This window comes from Streptomyces sp. NRRL S-340, assembly GCF_000720185.1.
Taxonomy (GTDB): domain Bacteria; phylum Actinomycetota; class Actinomycetes; order Streptomycetales; family Streptomycetaceae; genus Streptomyces.
In genome coordinates this window covers 1-20,439 of the sequence record NZ_JOIY01000066.1, presented here as the reverse complement: position 1 = coordinate 20,439, position 20,439 = coordinate 1, and the positions used below count along the sequence as shown (strand labels likewise).

Here is a 20,439-nt window from a genome sequence, read left to right as displayed (position 1 = left end):
GTTCCCTCTGCCCTTTAACTGACGAGCGCATCCGGCTTGCCCTTGCTGCGCGGCCGTTCCTCGACCATCCTGCCCCAGACGATCAAGCGGTACTTGCTGGTGAACTCCGGTGTGCAGGTGGTGAGCGTGATGTAGCGGCCCGGCCCGGTGAAACCCGAACCCCTGGGGACCGGGTTCAGGACGGCGGTGTTGCCCGGCGAGGTCACCGGCAGCATCGACGTCGTCTTGTAGACGTAGTACGCGTCCTGCGTCTCCACCACGATCGGGTCGCCCGGCCTGAGCCGGTTGATGTACCGGAACGGCTCCCCGTGCGTGTTGCGGTGACCCGCCAGCCCGAAGTTGCCCGTCCTCGCGTCCGGCATCGCCGTGTCGAAGTCGCCCTTGCCGTAGTGCCCGACCATCCCCTTGTCCAGCACCTTCGTCTTGCTGGTGCCCTCCGCGATCGGCACCACCACGTCCAGCGCGGGAATGTGCAGGATGGCGAAGCCCTGCCCCGGCTCGAACGTCCCCGGGTTGCGCTTGCCGCTCGCCCAGTCGTCCTGCAACTGGTGCGCCTCGCTGCCCGCCTGCGCGTGCGCGCGGATGTTCGTCCACCACAGCTGGTAGGTGACGAACAGCAGCATCACCACACCCGTCGTGATGAACAGCTCACCGACGATCCGGCTGATGACGACACCCGGCCCCGGCCTGCGCGCCCGCGCCTGCCGACGGGCCTCCACCCGCGAGAGCGGCGCGGACGCCCCGCCACTCTCCGGGGAGGATCCGGCCGCCGCCCCGGCCCCCCGGCGGCGGCTGTGACGGCTGTGACGGCTCCTGGCGGCCTTCCTGCGGGCCGCACGGCCCTCGTACGGCACGCCGGCCGCCCCGGAGCCGGACAGGCCCGCAGAACCCGGGGAAAGCCCCCGCCCCCCGACCGCCGCCCCCGCCGCATCGGCGACCCGCAGCGCCACCGTCTCGTCGTCGGCGGGCGGCGGGTACGGAAGGGGCGAGGAGCCGCGGGAGCCGTACGGCGCCACCGAGCCGCGGGAGTCGTAGGGCGCCGCCGCGTACGGGTCCCCGGAGGCCGCGGGGGCCTCCGTGCCGTAGCGGTCGGCGCTGGACTCGCGCTCGGGGCGCAGCGCGGTCACGCCGTGGCCCTGCCCACCACCGGGGCGAGCCCCGCCGACCTCGCCACGGCACCCGTGTCGCCGCACTCCACCAGCCAGTTGGCCAGCATCCGGTGCCCGTGCTCGGTCAGCACCGACTCGGGGTGGAACTGCACGCCCTCCACCGCCAGTTCCCGGTGGCGCAGGCCCATGATGATGCCGTCGGGCGTACGGGCGGTGACCTCCAGCTCGGCCGGGACGGTCGCGGGCTCGGCGGCCAGCGAGTGGTAGCGGGTCGCGGTGAAGGGGGAGGGCAGCCCGGCGAAGACGCCCTTGCCGGTGTGCTCGACCGGCGAGGTCTTGCCGTGCAGCAGCTCGGGCGCCCGGTCCACCACCCCGCCGTACGCCACCTGCATGGACTGCATGCCAAGGCACACGCCGAAGACGGGGACACCGGTGGCGGCGCAGTGCCGGACCATCTCCACGCACACCCCGGCCTGCTCGGGCGTACCGGGGCCGGGCGAGAGCAGCACGCCGTCGAAACGGTCCTGGGCGTGCGCCGTCGACACCTCGTCGTTGCGCAGCACCTCGCACTCGGCGCCCAGCTGGTAGAGGTACTGGACCAGGTTGAAGACGAAGCTGTCGTAGTTGTCGACGACGAGAATCCGCGCACTCACTGGTTGTCCACCGTCACATCGTTGAAGGGAAGCAGCGGCTCGGCCCACGGGAAGACGTACTGGAACAGGACGTAGACCACGGCCAGGACCAGCACCAGTGAGATCAGCGCCTTCAGCCACGCGTTGCCCGGCAGATGCCGCCAGATCCAGCCGTACATGCCGTCCCTTCCGTCTCCCCACGGCACCGGATTCACGCCGTACCGCACCAGACTAACGGCGCGATGCCCTCGGTTCGGGGCCTTCTGGAGCGGATCACACCGGACGGCTACGCCACCGGCTCGGCGTAGTGCAGGTCCACGGCGCCGTTGTAGCCGGGCAGGGTGGTCGTGCCGTCCTCGGTGACCTTCCAGCCGAGGCCGTAGACGTTCACGTAGACCATGTAGTTCTGGATCGCCGGGGAGTCGGCGAGGGCCTTCTGCAGCCTGCCCGGGTCCCCGACCGCCGTGATCTTGTACGGCGGCGAGTAGACGCGGCCCTGGAGGATCAGGGTGTTGCCCACGCAGCGCACGGCGCTGGTGGAGATCAGCCGCTGGTCCATGACCTTGATGCCCTTGGCCCCGCCGTTCCACAGCGCGTTGACCACGGCCTGGAGGTCCTGCTGGTGGATGACCAGGTAGTCGGGCTGCGGCTCGGGGTAGCCGGGGAGTTTCGCGGTGGCGTTCGGCGGAGCGTCGTTGAGGGTGACGGTGACGGCCTTGCCCTTGAGGGGCCGGGTGCCGGCGCCGGCCTCCAGGCCGGACAGCTTCTCGTCCTGGGCCCGGGTGCCGCCGCCGTCGCTCCGGGCGAGGGACTCGACGTCGCCGCGCAGGGCCGCGTTCGAGTCGTCCAGGTCCTTGTTCTTCCGGCTGCGTTCGTGGACGAGGTCGGAGAGCTTGAGCAGCGAGGTGTCCGTGCGGATGTTGGTGCCCTTGGCCGTGTTGAAACTGGTGATGAAGAGCAGACCGGCGAGGGCGAACACGGCCACGGTGAGGATCCGCGCCGGCGGGAGACGGCGGGCGCGGCCCGGGTCGGCACCCGTCCCCGGGGAGTCGGCGGAATTGCTCAACGTACCCTTATCTCCTTCGGCACCGCGGAAGCACTACGCTAACGGACGCCCGGGGGAGCATTCGTTCTCCCCTCGCAGTCCCCTTGTACGCTGCCCCGGAGCCAGTCCAGTTCCCTGCGCGGCCACGCAGCGCATCGACAGGAGAGACCCTCGTGCCGAAGTCACGTATCCGCAAGAAGGCCGACTACACGCCGCCGCCCGCCAAGCAGGGCACGGTCATCAAACTGGAGAGCCGCGGTTGGGTGGCACCGGTGATGCTGGCCATGTTCGTCATCGGCCTGGCCTGGATCGTCGTCTTCTACGTGACGAACGGCTCGCTGCCCATCGACGCGCTGGACAACTGGAACATCGTCGTCGGGTTCGGCTTCATCGCGGCCGGATTCGGCGTCTCCACGCAGTGGAAGTAGCAGGGTCGGAAAGGGCCGCCGCGGGGGTGGAACCAGTGATGGTCCCCGCGGTGAACCCAGTTCTGCCCACGGGTATCCGCTGAGTTATCCACAGCCTGGAAAAATTTCCACACAAAGCCTGGGGAAAACCCGACGATCTGTGGATAACCCCTCCCCCGTTGACCCCGGTAGGACTGTCGCACCGCCCTCCGCGGACCGCACCACCCCCTGGCTGACCTGCACAGACGCAGGCGAGTGGCAGGGGGCACAGCTGTTCCCGCACACTGTGCACAGGATTCGCCACCCGCTGTGGACAACCGTACGGAAGAGCGACTCCCGTCCCGTGTCGGCGGGCGTGGCCCGCTCTGGGGTCAGGTGAGCTGCGCGGTTCTGACGACCGTCATCACGACGACCGCCACGAGGACGAGCGCGCAGGTCCCGTACTGCACCAGGTTCCGCCGCTCGCGCGGTGCGTGCACCATCGCGTACCCGGTCACCACACCGGCGACCAGGCCACCGATGTGCGCCTGCCAGGCGATGCCGCCCCAGCCGAAGGTGATGACCAGGTTGATGACCAGGAGGGCGATCACGGGCCGCATGTCGTAGCGCAGCCGGCGCATCAGCACGGCCATGGCGCCGAAGAGGCCGAAGATCGCGCCGGAGGCGCCGACGGACGGCTGGTTCGGGGCGGCGACCAGGTAGCTGAGGGCGCTGCCCGCCAGTCCGGCGGCGAGGTAGAGCGCCAGGTAGCGGGCGCGGCCGAGGGCGGCTTCCAGCGGGCCGCCGATCCACCACAGGCTGAGCATGTTGAACGCGATGTGGATGTACCCGCCGTGCAGGAACATCGCGGTCAGCAGCCGGTACCACTCACCCTGTGCGACGCCCCCGACCGAACCGAGCGACGGAATATACGCCTGGCCCACCATTTCGAACCGGTCGGTGAAAGGGTTCCCGACGGCCAGCTGGACCAGGAAGAAGGCCACGTTGAGCCCGATGAGGATCTTCGTGACCAGCCGCGGGTCCGCGGTCACCGTGCCGCCGGCCACCGTGCGCGGCCGGGACGCGGCGGGCGTGTGTCCCGTGCCCGAGCCGTCGCGGACGCAGTCGGGGCACTGGAAACCGACGGAGGCGCTGACCATGCACTCGGGGCAGATCGGCCGCTCGCAGCGTGTGCAGCGGATGCCGGTCTCCCGGTCCGGGTGCCGGTAGCAGGTGGGCGCACCCGGGCCGTCCTGCCCGATCCGCGGGCTGCCTGGTGCCTGGTCCATCGGGTCCCCTCACGTTCGTCGTGGACGGTGTGCGCCGGGGCGGGCCCGGCCGGGCTCACCGCGGGCAGCACACCGCCCCGCTCATCCCTACGGACGAGCGGGGCGTTTGGTTCCCCGGGTGCGGTGGGCCCAGGGGCGGCTGACGGGCGTGGCCCTCGGCTCAGCCCTGCCGGGTCTCGACGACGACCGACTCGATGACGACGTCGTCGACGGGACGGTCGTTGCGCGGGTTGGTCTTCGTGCCCGCGATGGCGTCCACGACCTTCTGGCTGGCCGCGTCCGTGACCTCGCCGAAGATGGTGTGCTTGCGGGTCAGCCACGCCGTCGGGGCGACGGTGATGAAGAACTGCGAGCCGTTGGTGCCCGGGCCGGCGTTGGCCATCGCGAGCAGGTAGGGCTTGTTGAAGGAGAGGTCCGGGTGGAACTCGTCCTCGAACTGGTAGCCGGGGCCACCGGTGCCGTTGCCCAGCGGGTCGCCGCCCTGGATCATGAAGCCGCTGATCACGCGGTGGAAGACCGTGCCGTCGTAGAGCTTGTCCGTGGTCTTCTGGCCGGTGGCGGGGTTCGTCCACTCGCGCTCGCCGGTGGCGAGTTCGACGAAGTTGCGGACCGTCTTCGGGGCGTGGTCCGGCAGGAGCCGCACCTGGATGTCGCCGTGGTTGGTCTTCAGGGTGGCGTAGAGCTGCTCAGCCACGATCTGCCTTCCGTTGTCCTCATGTGACTCCCCGATCCTCGCACGACCTGCCGCGTGCGTCGTGCGGCGCCCGCTTCCGGGCGGTGATCGGCGGGAATGGGTTGCGGAAAACGGGGTGAGTCGTCCCGGGACGGGAGCGCGGGGCGGCGATCCGTGGCATTGTCGTCGAGAAGCTTCTTTTGTCCCTGTATCCACTCCTGCACGCCCCTGCGTTCCTTCATCCACCGTTGCAGGCAATACGTGTACTTGTTCGTCTCCCGGTCTCGCTCGGCCGGAGGAGCGGCCCCGGGTGCGAGGCGGCGCGCATGACCCGGATGCGCGTCGTCACATGCCTCGGGGCCCGTTGGCAGGCATGATCCGTAAAAGGGTGGAAAGTCGAATTACCGTACGCCACCGAGGAGGAGGAACCCGTGACCCGCATCGACAGCGTGCGCGCCGCGACCGGCTCGGCGAAGGACAGCGTGCTGCACGCCGCGGAAGTGGTGGCGCCCTACGCCGACACCGCCAAGGAGAGGGCCGCTCACTACGCGCACGAGGCACGCGTACGGCTTGCGCCGAAGGTGTCGCTCGCCGCCGACCAGGCCCGCGTCCAGTACGGCGCCTACGTCGCGCCCCGGCTCGAACAGGCCCGCACGCAGGCCATGACCTATGTGCCGCCGAAGATCGACCAGGCCGCCCAGGACGCGGCCGAGCGGACCCGCAGGGCCGCACGGCAGGCCGCCGAGTTTTCCAGGCCGCGGATCGAGCAGGCGATGGCCGCGGCGGCGCCGGTCGCCGACGAGGCCGCCGCGCGCGGCGCCGCCGCCCTGGTCGCGCTGCGCGGCCAGGTCCCGGCGCAGAAGATCCAGAAGCTGGCCCGCAAGCAGAACCGGCGGGCGCGGGCCGGCCGTGTCGCCAAGGTGCTGGTGATCGCCGGGGTGCTGGCGGGGGGTGCCTTCGCGGCGTGGAAGTGGTGGGACAAGCAGGCCAACCCGGACTGGCTGGTGGAGCCGCCGGCCGCCACGGAGGTCCCGGAGGCCGGCCGTCTGACTTCGGTCGACGGCAGCGGTCAGAGCGTCCTGGACCCGGAGGTCCAGGCGAAGGAGGCCGAGGAGCAGTCGGACGACGACAAGGGCTGACCCGCCCCGGCTCCACACCTCGTACGCGTGGCACACGAAGAAGCTCCCCCTCGATCCGTACGTCCCGGATGGAGGGGGAGCTTCTTGGTGTGCGTGGAGCCTAGGGGAGTCGAACCCCTGACATCTGCCATGCAAAGACAGCGCTCTACCAACTGAGCTAAGGCCCCGAAAGGGGAGCATCCGCCCGGAGGAACCGCCCGCCGGCCGGGTGCCGCAGACCAGAGTACCGGGTCACCCCCCGGTTCTCGCAAAAAGATGGGGGTCCCCGTCACCGACCACTCTCCGTAAGATGCTCCGCGTGGTTCGCTACAGCGAACCGCGGTACTTGGGGAAGCGATGGGGAGACGCACATGGACGCCGCACAGCAGGAAGCCACCGCGAGAGCGCGGGAACTGCAGCGGAACTGGTACGGGGAGCCGTTGGGGGCGCTCTTCCGGAAGCTCATAGACGATCTGGGGCTCAACCAGGCGCGTCTGGCGGGGGTACTGGGGCTGTCCGCACCGATGCTGTCGCAGCTGATGAGCGGCCAGCGGGCGAAGATCGGCAACCCGGCGGTGGTCCAGCGGGTGCAGCTGCTGCAGGATCTGGCGGGCCAGGTCGCCGACGGCAGCGTCAGCGCGGCCGAGGCGACCGAGCGCATGGACGAGATCAAGAGGTCGCAGGGGGGCTCGGTGCTCAGCAACACCACGCAGACGACGAGCGGTTCGGGGGCGCCGACCGTCAAGCGCGTGGTCCGCGAGATCCAGTCGCTGCTCCGCTCGGTCGCCGCCGCGGGCGACATCATCGAGGCCGCGGACAGCCTCGCCCCCAGCCATCCCGAACTGGCCGAGTTCCTCCGGGTCTACGGCGCCGGCCGCACCTCCGACGCCGTGGCGCACTACCAGTCGCACCAGAACTGACCCTGCCCGAAGGGGTCGTGGCGCGCGTCGCGGGGGAAGCAACGGGGGTGACCCCCGGGGGAGGAGCGACGCGCAGCCATGGGTGAGGTCTTCGCGGGCCGCTACGAGCTGGCCGATCCGATCGGACACGGTGGGGTGGGCGCGGTCTGGCGCGCCTGGGACCACCGCCGCCACCGGTATGTGGCAGCAAAGGTCCTCCGGCAGAGCGACGCGCACGCCCTGCTGCGTTTCGTACGGGAACAGGCGCTGCGCATCGACCATCCGCATGTGCTCGCCCCGGCCAGCTGGGCCGCCGACGACGACAAGGTCCTGTTCACCATGGACCTGGTGGCCGGCGGGTCGCTGGTCCATCTGGTCGGGGACTACGGGCCGCTGCCCGCGGGGTTCGTCTGCATCCTGCTGGACCAGTTGCTGGCGGGGCTCGCCGCGGTCCATGCCGAGCAGGTCGTGCACCGGGACATCAAGCCCGCCAACATCCTTCTGGAGGCGACCGGTACCGGGCGTCCCCGGCTGCGGCTGTCGGACTTCGGCATCGCCATGCGGCTGGGCGAACCACGGCTCACCGAGACGAACCTGGTGGTGGGGACGCCCGGTTACCTGGCCCCCGAGCAGATGACGGGCGCCGAGCCGGACTTCCCCGCCGATCTGTTCGCCACCGGCCTGGTCGCCCTCTATCTGCTGCAGGGTGCCAGACCGGACGCCCGGGCGCTGGTGGAGCATTTCGTGGAGCACGGGACGCCCGGCGCGCCCCAGGGTGTCCCCGAGCCGCTGTGGCAGGTCGTGGCCGGGCTGCTGCAGCCCGACCCGCGGGCCCGCTTCCGCACGGCCACGGGGGCGCGCAAGGCACTGGCCTCGGCCGTCGAACTCCTCCCCGAGCCCGGCCCCGACGACGAGCCGATCGAGATCTTCGACCAACTCGGCCCGCTCCCGCCGGGTTTCGGCCCCGACGGCCCGGTCGGCCCCGGCCACCCGCACGACCTCGACCACCCGCACGGCCTCGAACGGCCTCACCACCGCGAACGCCCGCATCCCACCGGCCGCTCCGAGGCCACCGGCGGCCTCCTCGCGCACACCCCGGCCGCGGCACCCGGCCCCGAACCCGCGCCCGCCCAGACTTCCGGTCCCGCTCCCGGTTCCCCGCCCGGCTCCGGAGCCGGTTCCGCGGCCCCCGCCGCCGCTCGGTCCCCGCGGGATGCCCGGCCGCCGGCCCCCGGACAGACGGGCCCCGCAGCGGCCTCGGACACCGGCAGCTTCCCCCTGCCGCCGCCCCTGCCCCGCCCCTCCGCCGCCGCCGCCGACGGGACGCCACCGGCCCCGCCACCCCCGGTGACCGGCGCGCCGGCCGCCCCCGTCTCCTCCCACGACCCCACGCATGTGCTGCTGCCCTCCCCCGGTCCGCACGCGCCCCGGCCCTCCGCCGGCCCGGTCGCTCCGGCGACGCGGCGACGCGCTGACGCTTCCACCGCTTCGTACACCGCTCAGCCCCCGCGGGTTCCCGGCCCGGCCCGGGCGGTCTCCCGGCACCGTGCCGTACGCCCCCGCCGCCCCGGCCCGCCCCCGGCGGTGGCGGTTCCCCTGCTCCTCCTGGCGCTGGCCTGTTACGCCGTGGGCCTGTGGGCGCTGGTCCGGCTGTGAGAGCCGTCCACATCCGCACCGGCCGCCGCCCTGCGCCGGGCGGTCAGCGTCCACACCCCCAGGACGGCCAGCAGGGCGGTTCCCGTACCGATGCCGCCCACCGCGAGCAGCCGCAGCCCCGTGGAGCCGTCCACCGCCCCGGCACCGCGGGCACTCGCCTCGCCCCGGTCTCCCGCGGTGACCTCGAACAGGCCCTGCGGTTCGGACCGGCCCGCGTACCCCGGCCCTGTCCCCGCCGTGCCGTCGACCCGCACGCGCAGGGTCAGTCCGTAGGGTCCCTCGCCGAACGCCTGCGCCGTCTGTGCCGCGAGATGCACGACCAGGTAGTAGGAGCCCGCGAACCGCATGGCCTTGGCCTGGTCGGCGAAGCCGTAGCGGTTCGCGTAGGCGACGGGTGGCAGGGGTGCGAGGGCGGCGGACGCCGGCCGGCCGCTGTAACCGGCGTACGCCTCCTCCACGTAACCGCGCACCGGGTTGTAGAGGGAGAGGGTCAGCGCGCCGTCGGCGTAGCCGCTGCCGCCGTTCGCGCCCGCGAGGTCGGCGACGGCGCCCAGTTGCTGCGCCCAGTCCACGGGGACCCGGTAGAACAGCGTTCCGCCGGGCCGGATGCGGTCCTGCCAGACGCCCTGTCCGACCGGGGTGGCGTGTTCGAACCCGGTACCGCCCGGCCGGTCCGCCGGCTCCCCGGTGACCGGCCGGGGCGAGGCCGAGTCCCAGGAGGCGGGCGGCTTCGTCGCAGCGGCCCGTCCGAGGGGCGGCTCGGACACGACGGACAGTTCCAGGGGCCAGGTGTCCGGCGAGGAGCCGGTGGCGCTGATGCGCTCGACGAGCACGTGGTAGGTGCCGGCGCCCCGGCACAGCGCACGGCCGGGGGAGGCCTCACGGACTCCCCACGCGGCGATGGGGTGCGGGCTGCGGCTCGCGGCGAACCGGGTGGCCTGGTAGGAGCAGGATTCGCCGTGGGCGTCGCGCACGGACACGCTGAGGCCGTCCGTGGCGGAGACCGTGGTGCCCGCGCCGGGGAGGGCCGTGGCGGAGACGTACACGGTGGACGTGGCGTCGAGGTCGAGGCGGTAGGAGAGCCTGCCGCCGCGGGGCAGGGAGCCGCGGTAGGTGCGGCCGGGCTCGAGCCGTCCCGCGTCCGCGGCGGCCCCGGCTCCCGTCCCGGCCCCGGTTCCGAGGGCGGCCGGGGTGCCACCCGCGGAACCGTACGGATCCGGCGTAGCGGCGGCGAGTGCGTACGGACGGGACGCGACGGCGCCCGGCGTGTACGGATCCGGTGTAGCGGCGGCGAACGGGTACTCGGGCGTGCCGGCACCCGGCGCGTACGGGCGGGGCGTGCCGACGGCGAGTGCGCTCGGTCCCGTCATGACGGCCGGCAGCAACAGCGCGGCGGCCAACGTCACCGGCACCGTCACGGCGGCCGGGCGCAGGCGTCCCCGGCCGGTCCTCCGTGGTGCGCGCGCGCCGACGCCTCGCCCCGTACGCCACCGCCACGGTCCGCGTCCCAGCCCGCCCTGGGAAACCTCACCGGGCGGTCGAGGCCGTGCGGGAGTCCGCCCTTCGGCCGTGGGCCGTCTCATCCCCGCGCCACCCCCGCGTTCGCCGCCGCTACGGACGTCGGCCATCCTGCCCCGAGCGGCGTTGCGCCATCCGCGCGTTCCGCACGAGCGTCCGGAACGTCCGGGTCGGGAAGCCGGCCCGTCCCACGGCTACCTCACGTGGACCGGTCCCGCAACGCGGGGAACCGGCCGGCCCCGCACACACAAAACCCCGACCGCTGCGGCGGCCGGGGTCTGCTCAGTACTGGATGTCGGTGCTCATGAACCCGTGGGCACGGAGTCAGTCGCCTCCGTCCACAGATCCTGCTCGGCGCGATCCGCCTGGATCTGGCGGTACACGAGGAGCCCGCCGATGGCGGCCAGTGCGACCAGGAGAAGCTTCTTCACCGCGCGACCTCGTCTTTCCTTGACGTAGGGGACCTCTGCCGCCCGACTATACACACCGACCGATATCGATCGGTGACCTGCATGGGCCCTCAACTGTCAGGTACGGGAACGCAGTAGACACGCCCTGAACCACTCCGGTCGGAGTGTGATCAGATCCCCACGGACGGTGACATTTGCCCGTCCTCCTCCCACCTGGGGAGCTTTTCGCCGCTCATGCGTCCATCCGAGTGGTGTTCATCCGAAGATCCCCGTGCCACGGGCGTCGGTCCACCACTTCGCGGCGCTCATACACATGATGAGCAAAGTACGCAAATCGCCCAACCCGAAAGTGAGGGGCCATGGACCAGCACAAGGTCATGAAGCTGTGGACCGCCATCGTCACCGCCTTCCTCGCGCTCTGCACGGCGCTCGGACTCGTCACCACGACCGCCTCGGCGGCCACGGCCGCGCCGCAGCCCGAGACGGCACCCAAGAGCACCACCGCGAGGGTGCCGGCCCAGACGACAGCCTCCTGGCCCAGGTCCAGGTCCCATGCCCGGTCCCTGCCCCCCACGATGAAACAGCGGATCCGCGCCGAGGCCCACGGGAAGTCCCCGAGCTGCCGGCACCGCTCGCTGGCCGACGCCCCCTCGCTCGCCACCGACCCGGAGTCCGCCCCCGCCGAACCTCCGGCCCGCCCCAGCATCCCGCTGCAGCGCTGACAGCGCCGCCCCGGTGCCGCCGGAGCCCTCAGCACCACCCATGACGTAACGGCGATCCGCGTACTGCACCATCGCATCGCACCACCGCACCACCGCACCACCGCACCACCGCACCAGTCAGCGACAGCGCACCACCCCGCAGGACCCGAGTCCCCGGTCGGCCCGCCGACCGGGGCCCTTCCCATGCCCGCAGGCACCATGGCACCGGCCCCTGCGGCCTGCTGGGCCGTCGCGGGGCGTCCCGCCAGGGCGTCGTAACCCTGGACGCGCGGTCCGGCTTCTGGAACGAGCGGCCGACGGCCCTGCGCGGGCAGCGCCGTCGGCCCGCGCGTCCAGACGGCCCTGCGCGGGCAGGGCGCAGCCGGTCCAGCCGTCGTCCGGCCGTCCGGCCGTCCGTCCGTCCGTCCGGGCCCCCGGGTGACGACCGTCAGGACCGCCGTGACGGGCAGCAGGACACCGCCCGTGGCCACCGGGCCGACGTACTGCTCCCAGCCACTCTGCGCAAAGCTGGAGTCGCCCCCCCCCGACGTCCGGGAGGACGGTCGAAGCCCTGCCCCGCTTCCCCTCTCACAGCACACGAAAGACCCCCCGGACCGATGGTCCGGGGGGGTCTTCTCGCTGTGGGGCTAACAGGATTTGAACCTGTGGCCTCATCCTTATCAGGGATGCGCTCTAACCAACTGAGCTATAGCCCCGTCGCGCTCTGCGGTGTATGTCCCGCGCGCTGACTCCTGAAGATTAGCGCACGAGGGGGGCAGTCCCAAAATCGGTTGTCGCAGGGCCGCCGACGGGGGTTTCAGGACCGTCCGCGACCCTGCGGAACCGCGGGCGCTCCCCGGAGCCGGGGGCGCCCGCGAGGCGTCTCACTCGTCCTCGGCCAGCGTCAGCTCGATACCGCCGACGAAGCCCGCCGAGAGGTTGTAGATGAATGCCCCGAGGGTCGCCAGCGCCGTCGCCAGGACGACGTCGATGACCGCGATGATCGTCGCGAACATCAGGACGTGCGGCAGGGACAGGAAGGACTGCAGGTCGAAGCCGTTCGACTCGGTGGAGCCGGTCGCCTCGGAGATCGTCCCGCCGACCGTGGAGAAGACGCCCATCGCGTTCATGACCATCCACAGCACGGCGGACGCCACGACGGTGCAGATGCCCAGGGCGATGGAGAGCAGGAAGCTGACCTTCATGACCGACCACGGGTCGGCCTTGGCCACGCGCAGGCGCGCCTTGCGGGTGCGCGGGGTCGTCCGGGCGCCCGTGCGCGGCCGGCGCACCGTGCCGGACCGGTCGCCCGCCCCCGCGGACGCCGGGTAGGCCTGCGGGGGGTGGTACGGCCCCGCGTGCTGCTGCGGCTGCCGCTCGCCGGGCAGCGGGGAGCCCGCGGCGTGCTGCTGGGCCGCCGGGCCCGCCTGCCGCCCGGCCGCGGGCTGGCCCTGCGTCTGCGGGCCTCGGGTGTCCGTCACCGTTCCCCCCTGGGATCCGTGCGTGGGCGAGTGCGAGTCGGTCGCGGGCGACTTGATCGCGTTCAGGTTGGTGGTGTGCGAGTCCGTCGCACGCGCGGCGGAGCCACGGCCGCCGCCCGATTCCGTACCAGTGGAGGTACCGGACGATCCGGCGCCCGTGGCTCCGCTCACGATGACTCACTCCTCGTGCTACTCGGCCGAGGGCGCCTCACCCTCGTCCGTCCCGGCGGTCGCGACATCTTCGGCGGTCTCGTCCACGGCCACGTCGCCGTCGACTTCCTCCGCCTCGCGTCCCGCCTCGGCGTTACGTGCGATACCGACGACGGCATCGCGCTTGCCCAGGTTGATCAGTTGGACGCCCATGGTGTCACGGCCCGTCTCCCTGACCCCGCTGACTCGCGTGCGAATCACTCCGCCCGAGAGTGTGATGGCGAGGATCTCGTCGCTCTCCTCGACAACCAGCGCGCCCACGAGCGAACCGCGGTCCTCCACGATCTTGGCGGCCTTGATGCCGAGGCCGCCGCGGCCCTGGACGCGGTACTCGTCGACCCGGGTCCGCTTGGCGTACCCGCCGTCGGTGGCAGTGAACACGAACGTACCGGGTCGCACCACATTCATCGACAGCAGTTCGTCGCTCTCGCGGAAGCTCATGCCCTTCACGCCCGAGGTGGCACGGCCCATGGGACGCAGGGTGTCGTCCGAGGCGGTGAACCTGATCGATTGCGCCTTCTTGCTGATCAGAAGGAGATCGTCGTCGGCCGAGACGAGTTCCGCACCGATCAGTTCGTCGTCGCTGCCGTCCTCCCGCTCGCGCAGGTTGATGGCGATGACGCCGCCGGAGCGAGGCGAATCGTAATCCTTCAGAGGCGTCTTCTTGACCAGTCCGGCCTTGGTGGCGAGCACCAGGTACGGGGCCGCCTCGTAGTCGCGGATCGCGAGGATCTCGGCGATCGCCTCGTCCGGCTGGAAGGCCAGCAGGTTCGCCACGTGCTGGCCGCGCGCGTCCCGGCCGGCGTCCGGCAGCTCGTACGCCTTCGCCCGGTACACCCGGCCCTTGTTGGTGAAGAACAGCAGCCAGTGGTGCGTGGTGGAGACGAAGAAGTGGTCGACGATGTCGTCCTCCTTCAGCTTCGCGCCGCGCACGCCCTTGCCGCCGCGCTTCTGGGCGCGGTAGTCGTCGGTCTTGGTCCGCTTGATGTAGCCGCCGCGGGTGACCGTGACGACGATGTCCTCCTCGGCGATCAGGTCCTCGATGGACATGTCGCCCTCGTAGGGGATCAGCTTGGTCTTGCGGTCGTCGCCGTACTTCTCGACGATCGCGGCCAGCTCCTCGCTGACGATGCCGCGCTGACGGACCGGGGAGGCCAGGATCTTGTTGTACTCGTCGATCTTCGCCTGCAGCTCGTCGTGCTCCTGGACGATCTTCTGGCGCTCCAGGGCGGCCAGCCGGCGCAGCTGCATCTCCAGGATGGCGTTGGCCTGGATCTCGTCGATCTCCAGGAGGCCCATCAGGCCGCCGCGGGCGATCTCGACGGTCTCACTGCGCCGGATCAGCGCGATGACCTCGTCGATCGCGTCCAGGGCCTTCAGCAGGCCGCGCAGGATGTGGGCGCGCTCCTCGGCCTTGCGCAGCCGGAAACGGGTCCGGCGGACGATGACCTCGATCTGGTGCGTCACCCAGTGGCGGATGAACGCGTCCAGCGAGAGGGTGCGCGGCACGCCGTCGACCAGCGCCAGCATGTTGGCGCCGAAGTTGGTCTGCAGGTCGGTGTGCTTGTAGAGGTTGTTCAGGACGACCTTGGCGACCGCGTCCCGCTTGAGGACGATGACCAGGCGCTGGCCCGTGCGCGAGGACGTCTCGTCGCGGACGTCGGCGATGCCGCCGATCTTGCCGTCCTTGACCAGGTCGGCGATCTTCTGCGCGAGGTTGTCCGGGTTGACCTGGTACGGCAGCTCGGTGACCACCAGGCACTGGCGGTTCTGGATCTCCTCGACCTCGACGACCGCGCGCATGGTGATGGAGCCGCGGCCGGTGCGGTACGCCTCCTCGATGCCCTTGCGGCCCACGACCAGCGCACCGGTCGGGAAGTCCGGGCCCTTGATGCGCTCGATGAGCGCGTCGAGCAGCTCCTCGTGCGAGGCCTCGGGGTTCTCCAGGTACCACTGGGCGCCGGCGGCGACCTCGCGCAGGTTGTGCGGCGGGATGTTGGTCGCCATGCCGACCGCGATACCGGCCGAGCCGTTGATCAGCAGGTTCGGGAAGCGGGCGGGCAGGACGGTCGGCTCCTGGGAGCGGCCGTCGTAGTTGTCCGTGAAGTCGACGGTCTCCTCGTCGATGTCGCGGACCATCTCCATCGACAGCGGCGCCAGCTTGCACTCGGTGTAGCGCATCGCCGCCGCCGGGTCGTTGCCCGGGGAGCCGAAGTTGCCGTTGGAGTCCACCAGCGGCATCCGCATCGACCAGGGCTGCGCCAGGCGGACCAGCGCGTCGTAGATCGAGGAGTCGCCGTGCGGGTGGTAGTTGCCCATGACGTCGCCGACGACGCGGGCGCACTTGTAGAAGCCGCGCTCGGGGCGGTAGCCGCCGTCGTACATGGCGTACAGGACACGGCGGTGGACGGGCTTGAGGCCGTCGCGGACGTCGGGCAGCGCACGCGAGACGATGACGGACATCGCGTAGTCGAGGTAGGAGCGCTGCATCTCCGTCTCGAGCCCGACGGGCTCGACACGCATCGCGACGTCGCCGCCCTCTTCAGGGGTGACGGGGGTGTTCTCGTCGGCCATTGCTGGTGGGGATCCTTCCTGGTGCGGTCAGCTGAGACCGACTCAGATGTCGAGGAAGCGGACGTCCTTGGCGTTGCGCTGGATGAACTGCCGGCGGGCCTCGACGTCCTCGCCCATCAGGACCGAGAACAGGTCGTCGGCCTGGGCGGCGTCGTCGAGGGTCACCTGGCCCAGCACGCGGTGCTCCTGGTCCATGGTGGTCACGCGCAGTTCCTCGGCGTTCATCTCGCCGAGGCCCTTGAAGCGCTGGATCGAGTCCTCGCGCACGCGCTTGCCGCGCTGGCGGCCCATCTCCAGGAGCGCGTCGCGCTCGCGGTCGGAGTACGCGTACTCGATGTCCTCCCGGCCCCACTTGATCTTGTACAGCGGGGGACGGGAGAGGTACACGTGCCCGGCCTCGACCAGCGGCCGCATGAAGCGGAACAGGAAGGTGAGCAGCAGGGTGCTGATGTGCTGGCCGTCGACGTCGGCGTCCGCCATCAGGATGATCTTGTGATAGCGGAGCTTCTCGATGTCGAAGTCCTCGTGCACACCCGTGCCGAACGCGGAGATCAGCGCCTGGATCTCCTGGTTCTGCAGGATCTTGTCGATCCGCGCCTTCTCGACGTTGAGGATCTTGCCGCGGATCGGCAGGATGGCCTGGTACTCCGGGTTGCGGCCGGACTTGGCCGAGCCGCCGGCGGAGTCACCCTCGACGATGAAGATCTCGCACTTGGTGGGGTCGTTCGACTGGCAGTCGGAGAGCTTGCCCGGCAGGGACGCCGACTCCAGCAGGCCCTTGCGGCGCGTGAGGTCGCGGGCCTTGCGGGCCGCCACGCGGGCGGTGGCCGCCTGGATGCCCTTGCGGATGATGTCCGCCGCCTCGACCGGGTTGCGGTCCAGCCAGTCGTTCAGGTGTTCGTAGACGGCCCGCTGGACGAAGGTCTTCGCCTCGGTGTTGCCCAGCTTGGTCTTGGTCTGGCCCTCGAACTGCGGCTCGCTCAGCTTGACCGAGATGATCGCGGTCAGACCCTCGCGGATGTCGTCGCCCGTGAGGTTGTCGTCCTTGTCGCGCAGCAGCTTCTTGTCCCGCGCGTACTTGTTGATCAGGCTGGTCAGGGCCGCACGGAAGCCCTCCTCGTGCGTACCGCCCTCATGCGTGTGGATGATGTTCGCGAAGGAGTACACACCCTCGCTGTAGCCGCCGTTCCACTGCATGGCGACCTCGAGGGACAGGCTCTTGTCCTTGTCCTCCGCCTCCAGGTCGATGATCGTGGGGTGCACCACCTCTCCCTTGCGGGAGTTGAGGTACTTCACGAAGTCGACGATGCCGCCCTCGTAGTGGTAGGCGACGGACTTGACCTCGTCCTTCTGGTCGGCGCCCGCCTCGTCCGCACCGCTGGTGGCCTTCGCCGACTCGCGCTCGTCGGTCAGCCGGATCGTCAGGCCCTTGTTGAGGAACGCCATCTCCTGGAAGCGCCGCGAGAGCGTCTCGAAGGAGTACTCGGTGGTCTCGAAGATGTCCGGGTCGGCCCAGAAGGTGACGGACGTGCCCGTCTCCTCGGTCGCCTCGTGCCGGGCCAGCGGCGCCGTCGGAACACCCAGCTTGTAGTCCTGCGTCCAGCGGTACCCGTCGGTCCTGATCTCGACGGAGACCTTCGAGGACAGGGCGTTCACCACGGAGACGCCCACGCCGTGCAGACCACCGGAGACCGCGTAGCCGCCACCGCCGAACTTGCCGCCCGCGTGCAGCACGGTGAGGACGACCTCGACGGCCGGCTTGCCCTCGGAGGCGACGATGCCCACCGGGATGCCACGGCCGTTGTCGACGACGCGGACGCCGCCGTCGGACAGGATCGTCACGTCGATGGTGTCCGCGTGCCCTGCCAGCGCCTCGTCGACGGAGTTGTCGACGACCTCGTACACGAGGTGGTGCAGACCGCGCTCGCCGGTGGAGCCGATGTACATACCGGGTCGCTTGCGGACCGCGTCCAGACCCTCGAGGACGGTGATGGCGCTGGCGTCGTACGAGGCCGTGACCTCACCGTTGGGAGAGGCCACCGGCGCCTCGGCGCCGGCTTCGGTGGACGGGATGTTCTCGTTGGGGTTGCCGGAATCGGCCACGAAGCGCCCTTTCTGGCACAGCACGAGCCGGGCTCCTGGGGTTTCCCCCCTCCCGGGGGGAGGGTCGCCGGAGCGGCTGCGGCATGTTGCGTTGGTAAGCCCTGATCAGCGTTGCTCAGCTATTTCCCGGACGGTCCCCACGTTCGGGGCGGGATCGGCTTCCAGTCTACCGGTAGCGCCGACAGTGATGGGGGTTTGCGGGTACCTGAGTCCGCATGTGGCGCCCTGAACCGGTCTTGGCCGGGTCCCGATATGTGGATGGGGGCTCCAAGAGGCTCACAGCGGCACTCAGCGCTTTGAGGCGTCAACCCTTCGCTACTCCAGGGTCAGGTCGCGATTCGCAAGCGCGTGCGGTCGCGGGACAGGACCGTTCAGCGGGCCCGCGCACACCCTCCGAGACCACCTCGTGTGATCTCTGTCACCCACCACGGGGAGGACCCTCACCGCCGCGCAGAACGGCCCGTCACCCGTAGGTGTCGCCCGGCCCCGTACTGCCGGGAGCCCGCAGCGGACCGTGCCGACGCACACCGCCACCCGGACCGTGCACCTTGATCAACCGGACCGCACCGTGCCCCAGATCCTCGTTCAGCCGGGCCACCAGCGTCGGGGCGAGCAGCCGCAGGTTCGTCGCCCAGGCCGTCGAGTCACAGCGCACGGCCAGGACCCGCTCGTCCTCGTCGTACCTCTCCGGCACACAGTGCTTGGCCACGTCCGCACCCACGATCTGCGGCCAGCGCCCCATCACCCCGCCGACCGCCGCGGGAGTCTCCCAGCCGCGCTCCGTGATCAGCCGGTTGATCGCCGCACCGAGCGCCATCGGATCGCGGCCGTCCCCACGCGCACCCGAACGCAGCCCGCCACGCCGCGCCTGCTTCTTCTGCTGCGTCGCCTCGCCCCGCGCGCGGGCCGCCTCCTTGGCCGCACGCAACGCCACCCGCGCGAGATCCACACCGGACGGCTCGGGGCCCCGCCCGGACGCCTTCGCCGCCTTCTCCCCGTCACGGGCCCCCGGCGCCCCCGACGCCTTCCCGGAACCGGACGCCGCCTCCCACTCGCCGCTCATACGCGCTCCACCGCCCCGTCCGACACGGCGAACCGGGACCCCGCCAGCACGTGCGGCACGTCGGCGTCCACCGCCGCGGTCACCAGGACCTGCTCACCGGGCGCGACCAGCTCGGCCAGCCGCTCACGACGGCGGGCGTCCAGCTCCGCGAAGACGTCGTCCAGGACCAGCACCGGCTCGTTGCCCTCCGCACGCAGCAGGTCGTACGACGCCAGCCGCAGCGCCAGAGCGCAGGACCACGACTCACCGTGCGACGCGTACCCCTTGGCAGGCAGCCGGCCCAGCCTGAGAACCAGATCGTCCCGATGCGGACCCACCAGGGTCACGCCCCGCTCGATCTCCTGCTTGCGCACATCCGCGAGCGCCGCGATGAGCTGCGCGAACAGCTCCTCACGCGTATGCGCCTCGCCGGGCGCGGACGGCTTGTACTCCAGCCCGACCGGCCCGCCGCCGGGCGCCAGCTGCTCGTACGCCTTGTCGGCCAGCGGCTGGAGCGTCGCGATCAGGTCCAGGCGCTGGGCCAGCAGCTCGGCACCCGCGCGCGCCAGATGCTGGTCCCACACGTCCAGCGTGGACAGGTCCATGGAGCGCCCGCCGTGGCGGCGGGCGAGCGCCGCGGACTTCAACAGGGTGTTGCGCTGCTTGAGGACCCGTTCGTAGTCGGAGCGGACGCCCGCCATGCGCGGCGAGCGGGCCGTGACCAGCTCGTCCAGGAAGCGCCGGCGCTCCCCGGGATCGCCCTTGACCAGGGCCAGGTCCTCGGGCGCGAACAGCACCGTCCGGACGATGCCGAGCACGTCACGCGGCCTGACCTGCGAGGAACGGTTGATACGGGCCCGGTTGGCGCGGCCGGGGTTCAGCTCCAGTTCGACCAGCTGCTGCCGCTCGCCCTGCCGCACCTGCGCCCGGATCACCGCCCGCTCGGCACCCATGCGGACCAGCGGGGCGTCGGAGGAGACCCGGTGGCTGCCGAGGGTGGCGAGGTAGCCGACCGCCTCGACGAGGTTCGTCTTGCCCTGGCCGTTGGGGCCGACGAACGCGGTGACACCCGCGTCGAGCGGCACCTCGGCCCGGGCGTACGAGCGGAAGTCGGCCAGCGACAGATGCGTGACGTGCATGGTCGTTCGCCGGCCTCCTCCAGCGGGTGGACCACCGGGCGGTCCATGTCCTGTGCGGATCCTGCGGATCCAGTGGGTTCTGCCGATCTCCGACCGGATCCGCCGAACCCGGTGGCTCCGCGCATCCGGTGGTCCGGTGGACCGCCCGGTGTGTCCGTGATGTCGTCCTGCGGACTACTTCTTCTCCACGGCGTGGCCGCCGAACTGGTTGCGCAGCGCGGCGATCATCTTCATCTGCGGCGAGTCCTCCTGGCGGGAGGCGAACCGCGCGAACAGCGACGCCGTGATCGCGGGCAGCGGCACGGCGTTGTCGATGGCCGCCTCGACGGTCCACCGGCCCTCGCCCGAGTCCTGGGCGAAGCCGCGCAGCTTCTCCAGGTGCTCGTCGTCGTCGAGGGCGTTGACCGCGAGGTCCAGCAGCCAGGACCGGATGACGGTCCCCTCCTGCCAGGAA

Annotated in this window: 18 protein-coding genes, 2 tRNA genes and 2 pseudogenes; 5 read left to right on the top strand and 17 right to left on the bottom strand. The window is 71.1% G+C overall.

Annotated elements, in window-relative coordinates; genetic code table 11:
* Window positions 1-14: 14 nt before the first annotated feature.
* The 4 genes from IG64_RS34895 to IG64_RS34880 all read right to left on the bottom strand — a co-directional run bounded on the left by IG64_RS34895 (window position 15) and on the right by IG64_RS34880 (window position 2,807).
* Window positions 15-1,127 carry a class E sortase gene (locus tag IG64_RS34895; protein ID WP_037863908.1) on the bottom strand — a complete coding sequence of 371 codons (1,113 nt, stop codon included), beginning with the start codon at window positions 1,125-1,127 and terminating at the stop codon, window positions 15-17.
* Entirely contained in the window at window positions 1,124-1,762 is a 639-nt protein-coding gene (locus IG64_RS34890) for an aminodeoxychorismate/anthranilate synthase component II (protein ID WP_037863907.1), read from the bottom strand. The genes IG64_RS34895 and IG64_RS34890 overlap by 4 nt, the downstream gene beginning before the upstream one ends.
* Window positions 1,759-1,920, bottom strand: coding sequence for a hypothetical protein (locus tag IG64_RS39715; protein ID WP_018569171.1), 162 nt, complete (start codon window positions 1,918-1,920; stop codon window positions 1,759-1,761). Before IG64_RS39715 ends, IG64_RS34890 begins: the two co-directional genes overlap by 4 nt.
* 107 nt (window positions 1,921-2,027) lie before the next feature.
* Window positions 2,028-2,807 (bottom strand): DUF881 domain-containing protein, encoded by a 780-nt coding sequence (locus tag IG64_RS34880; protein ID WP_037863906.1) that lies wholly within the window; start codon window positions 2,805-2,807, stop codon window positions 2,028-2,030.
* A gap of 152 nt (window positions 2,808-2,959) precedes the next feature.
* On the opposite strand from IG64_RS34880, the gene crgA reads away from it, so the two are divergent.
* The gene (gene crgA, locus IG64_RS34875; RefSeq protein WP_037863902.1) at window positions 2,960-3,214 is read left to right on the top strand and encodes a cell division protein CrgA; all 255 of its coding nucleotides are present in this window, start codon (window positions 2,960-2,962) and stop codon (window positions 3,212-3,214) included.
* 350 nt (window positions 3,215-3,564) lie between these two features.
* On the opposite strand, the gene IG64_RS34870 is transcribed toward crgA, so the two are convergent.
* Entirely contained in the window at window positions 3,565-4,461 is an 897-nt protein-coding gene (locus IG64_RS34870; RefSeq protein ID WP_037863895.1) for a rhomboid family intramembrane serine protease, read from the bottom strand.
* Window positions 4,462-4,621: 160 nt separating this feature from the next.
* Window positions 4,622-5,155 carry a peptidylprolyl isomerase gene (locus IG64_RS34865; protein WP_037863885.1) on the bottom strand — a complete coding sequence of 178 codons (534 nt, stop codon included), beginning with the start codon at window positions 5,153-5,155 and terminating at the stop codon, window positions 4,622-4,624.
* Between the two features lie 410 nt (window positions 5,156-5,565).
* Here IG64_RS34865 and IG64_RS34860 point away from each other — a divergent pair, with 410 nt between their 5' ends.
* On the top strand, window positions 5,566-6,273 hold the full coding sequence (locus IG64_RS34860) for a DUF5324 family protein (protein WP_037863881.1): 708 nt from the start codon (window positions 5,566-5,568) through the stop codon (window positions 6,271-6,273).
* A 94-nt stretch (window positions 6,274-6,367) separates the two neighbouring features.
* On the opposite strand, the gene IG64_RS34855 is transcribed toward IG64_RS34860, so the two are convergent.
* Window positions 6,368-6,440: transfer RNA gene (locus IG64_RS34855), tRNA-Ala, on the bottom strand.
* A gap of 183 nt (window positions 6,441-6,623) precedes the next feature.
* On the opposite strand from IG64_RS34855, the gene IG64_RS34850 reads away from it, so the two are divergent.
* Together IG64_RS34850 and IG64_RS34845 are read left to right on the top strand one after the other, a co-directional pair.
* A complete protein-coding gene (locus tag IG64_RS34850; protein WP_037863877.1) occupies window positions 6,624-7,172 on the top strand; it encodes a helix-turn-helix domain-containing protein in 549 nt (182 codons plus the stop codon).
* A gap of 78 nt (window positions 7,173-7,250) precedes the next feature.
* On the top strand, window positions 7,251-8,807 hold the full coding sequence (locus tag IG64_RS34845; RefSeq protein WP_037863875.1) for a serine/threonine-protein kinase: 1,557 nt from the start codon (window positions 7,251-7,253) through the stop codon (window positions 8,805-8,807).
* On the opposite strand, the gene IG64_RS34840 is transcribed toward IG64_RS34845, so the two are convergent.
* Window positions 8,771-10,177, bottom strand: coding sequence for a hypothetical protein (locus IG64_RS34840; protein WP_420710039.1), 1,407 nt, complete (start codon window positions 10,175-10,177; stop codon window positions 8,771-8,773). The two genes, IG64_RS34845 and IG64_RS34840, sit on opposite strands and share 37 nt — an antisense overlap.
* 450 nt (window positions 10,178-10,627) lie before the next feature.
* On the bottom strand, window positions 10,628-10,756 hold the full coding sequence (locus IG64_RS42620; protein WP_003999697.1) for a DLW-39 family protein: 129 nt from the start codon (window positions 10,754-10,756) through the stop codon (window positions 10,628-10,630).
* A gap of 338 nt (window positions 10,757-11,094) precedes the next feature.
* Here IG64_RS42620 and IG64_RS34835 point away from each other — a divergent pair, with 338 nt between their 5' ends.
* Entirely contained in the window at window positions 11,095-11,457 is a 363-nt protein-coding gene (locus tag IG64_RS34835; protein ID WP_037863872.1) for a DUF6344 domain-containing protein, read from the top strand.
* A gap of 425 nt (window positions 11,458-11,882) precedes the next feature.
* Here IG64_RS34835 and IG64_RS43405 read toward each other — a convergent pair.
* The 8 genes and pseudogenes from IG64_RS43405 to IG64_RS34800 all read right to left on the bottom strand — a co-directional run.
* Window positions 11,883-12,035 (bottom strand): annotated as a pseudogene (locus IG64_RS43405) (hypothetical protein); the annotation flags it as partial.
* 43 nt (window positions 12,036-12,078) lie between these two features.
* A tRNA-Ile gene (locus IG64_RS34830) sits at window positions 12,079-12,152 on the bottom strand.
* Between the two features lie 168 nt (window positions 12,153-12,320).
* Window positions 12,321-13,088 carry a DUF3566 domain-containing protein gene (locus tag IG64_RS34825; protein WP_037863871.1) on the bottom strand — a complete coding sequence of 256 codons (768 nt, stop codon included), beginning with the start codon at window positions 13,086-13,088 and terminating at the stop codon, window positions 12,321-12,323.
* A gap of 18 nt (window positions 13,089-13,106) precedes the next feature.
* Window positions 13,107-15,701, bottom strand: coding sequence for a DNA gyrase subunit A (gene gyrA / locus IG64_RS34820; RefSeq protein WP_037863869.1), 2,595 nt, complete (start codon window positions 15,699-15,701; stop codon window positions 13,107-13,109).
* Between the two features lie 42 nt (window positions 15,702-15,743).
* On the bottom strand, window positions 15,744-17,828 hold the full coding sequence (gene gyrB / locus IG64_RS34815; protein ID WP_037863868.1) for a DNA topoisomerase (ATP-hydrolyzing) subunit B: 2,085 nt from the start codon (window positions 17,826-17,828) through the stop codon (window positions 15,744-15,746).
* 439 nt (window positions 17,829-18,267) lie between these two features.
* Window positions 18,268-18,867: a DUF721 domain-containing protein gene (locus tag IG64_RS34810; RefSeq protein ID WP_037863866.1), complete on the bottom strand. Its 600-nt coding sequence runs from the start codon at window positions 18,865-18,867 to the stop codon at window positions 18,268-18,270.
* Window positions 18,864-19,985 (bottom strand): DNA replication/repair protein RecF, encoded by a 1,122-nt coding sequence (gene recF, locus IG64_RS34805; RefSeq protein ID WP_037863862.1) that lies wholly within the window; start codon window positions 19,983-19,985, stop codon window positions 18,864-18,866. The genes IG64_RS34810 and recF overlap by 4 nt, the downstream gene beginning before the upstream one ends.
* Before the next feature lie 174 nt (window positions 19,986-20,159).
* Window positions 20,160-20,439 (bottom strand): annotated as a pseudogene (locus IG64_RS34800) (6-phosphogluconate dehydrogenase); the annotation flags it as partial.

What these genes read in the sequence shown, in the direction of transcription:
- IG64_RS39715 (WP_018569171.1), bottom strand. Translation starts at nt 1,920, where the DNA reads ATGTACGGCTGGATCTGGCGGCATCTGCCGGGCAACGCGTGGCTGAAG.
- IG64_RS34870 (WP_037863895.1), bottom strand. Translation starts at nt 4,461, where the DNA reads ATGGACCAGGCACCAGGCAGCCCGCGGATCGGGCAGGACGGCCCGGGT.
- IG64_RS34850 (WP_037863877.1), top strand. Translation starts at nt 6,624, where the DNA reads ATGGACGCCGCACAGCAGGAAGCCACCGCGAGAGCGCGGGAACTGCAG.
- IG64_RS34845 (WP_037863875.1), top strand. Translation starts at nt 7,251, where the DNA reads ATGGGTGAGGTCTTCGCGGGCCGCTACGAGCTGGCCGATCCGATCGGA.
- IG64_RS34840 (WP_420710039.1), bottom strand. Translation starts at nt 10,177, where the DNA reads ATGACGGGACCGAGCGCACTCGCCGTCGGCACGCCCCGCCCGTACGCG.
- IG64_RS34835 (WP_037863872.1), top strand. Translation starts at nt 11,095, where the DNA reads ATGGACCAGCACAAGGTCATGAAGCTGTGGACCGCCATCGTCACCGCC.
- gyrA (WP_037863869.1), bottom strand. Translation starts at nt 15,701, where the DNA reads ATGGCCGACGAGAACACCCCCGTCACCCCTGAAGAGGGCGGCGACGTC.
- IG64_RS34810 (WP_037863866.1), bottom strand. Translation starts at nt 18,867, where the DNA reads ATGAGCGGCGAGTGGGAGGCGGCGTCCGGTTCCGGGAAGGCGTCGGGG.
- recF (WP_037863862.1), bottom strand. Translation starts at nt 19,985, where the DNA reads ATGCACGTCACGCATCTGTCGCTGGCCGACTTCCGCTCGTACGCCCGG.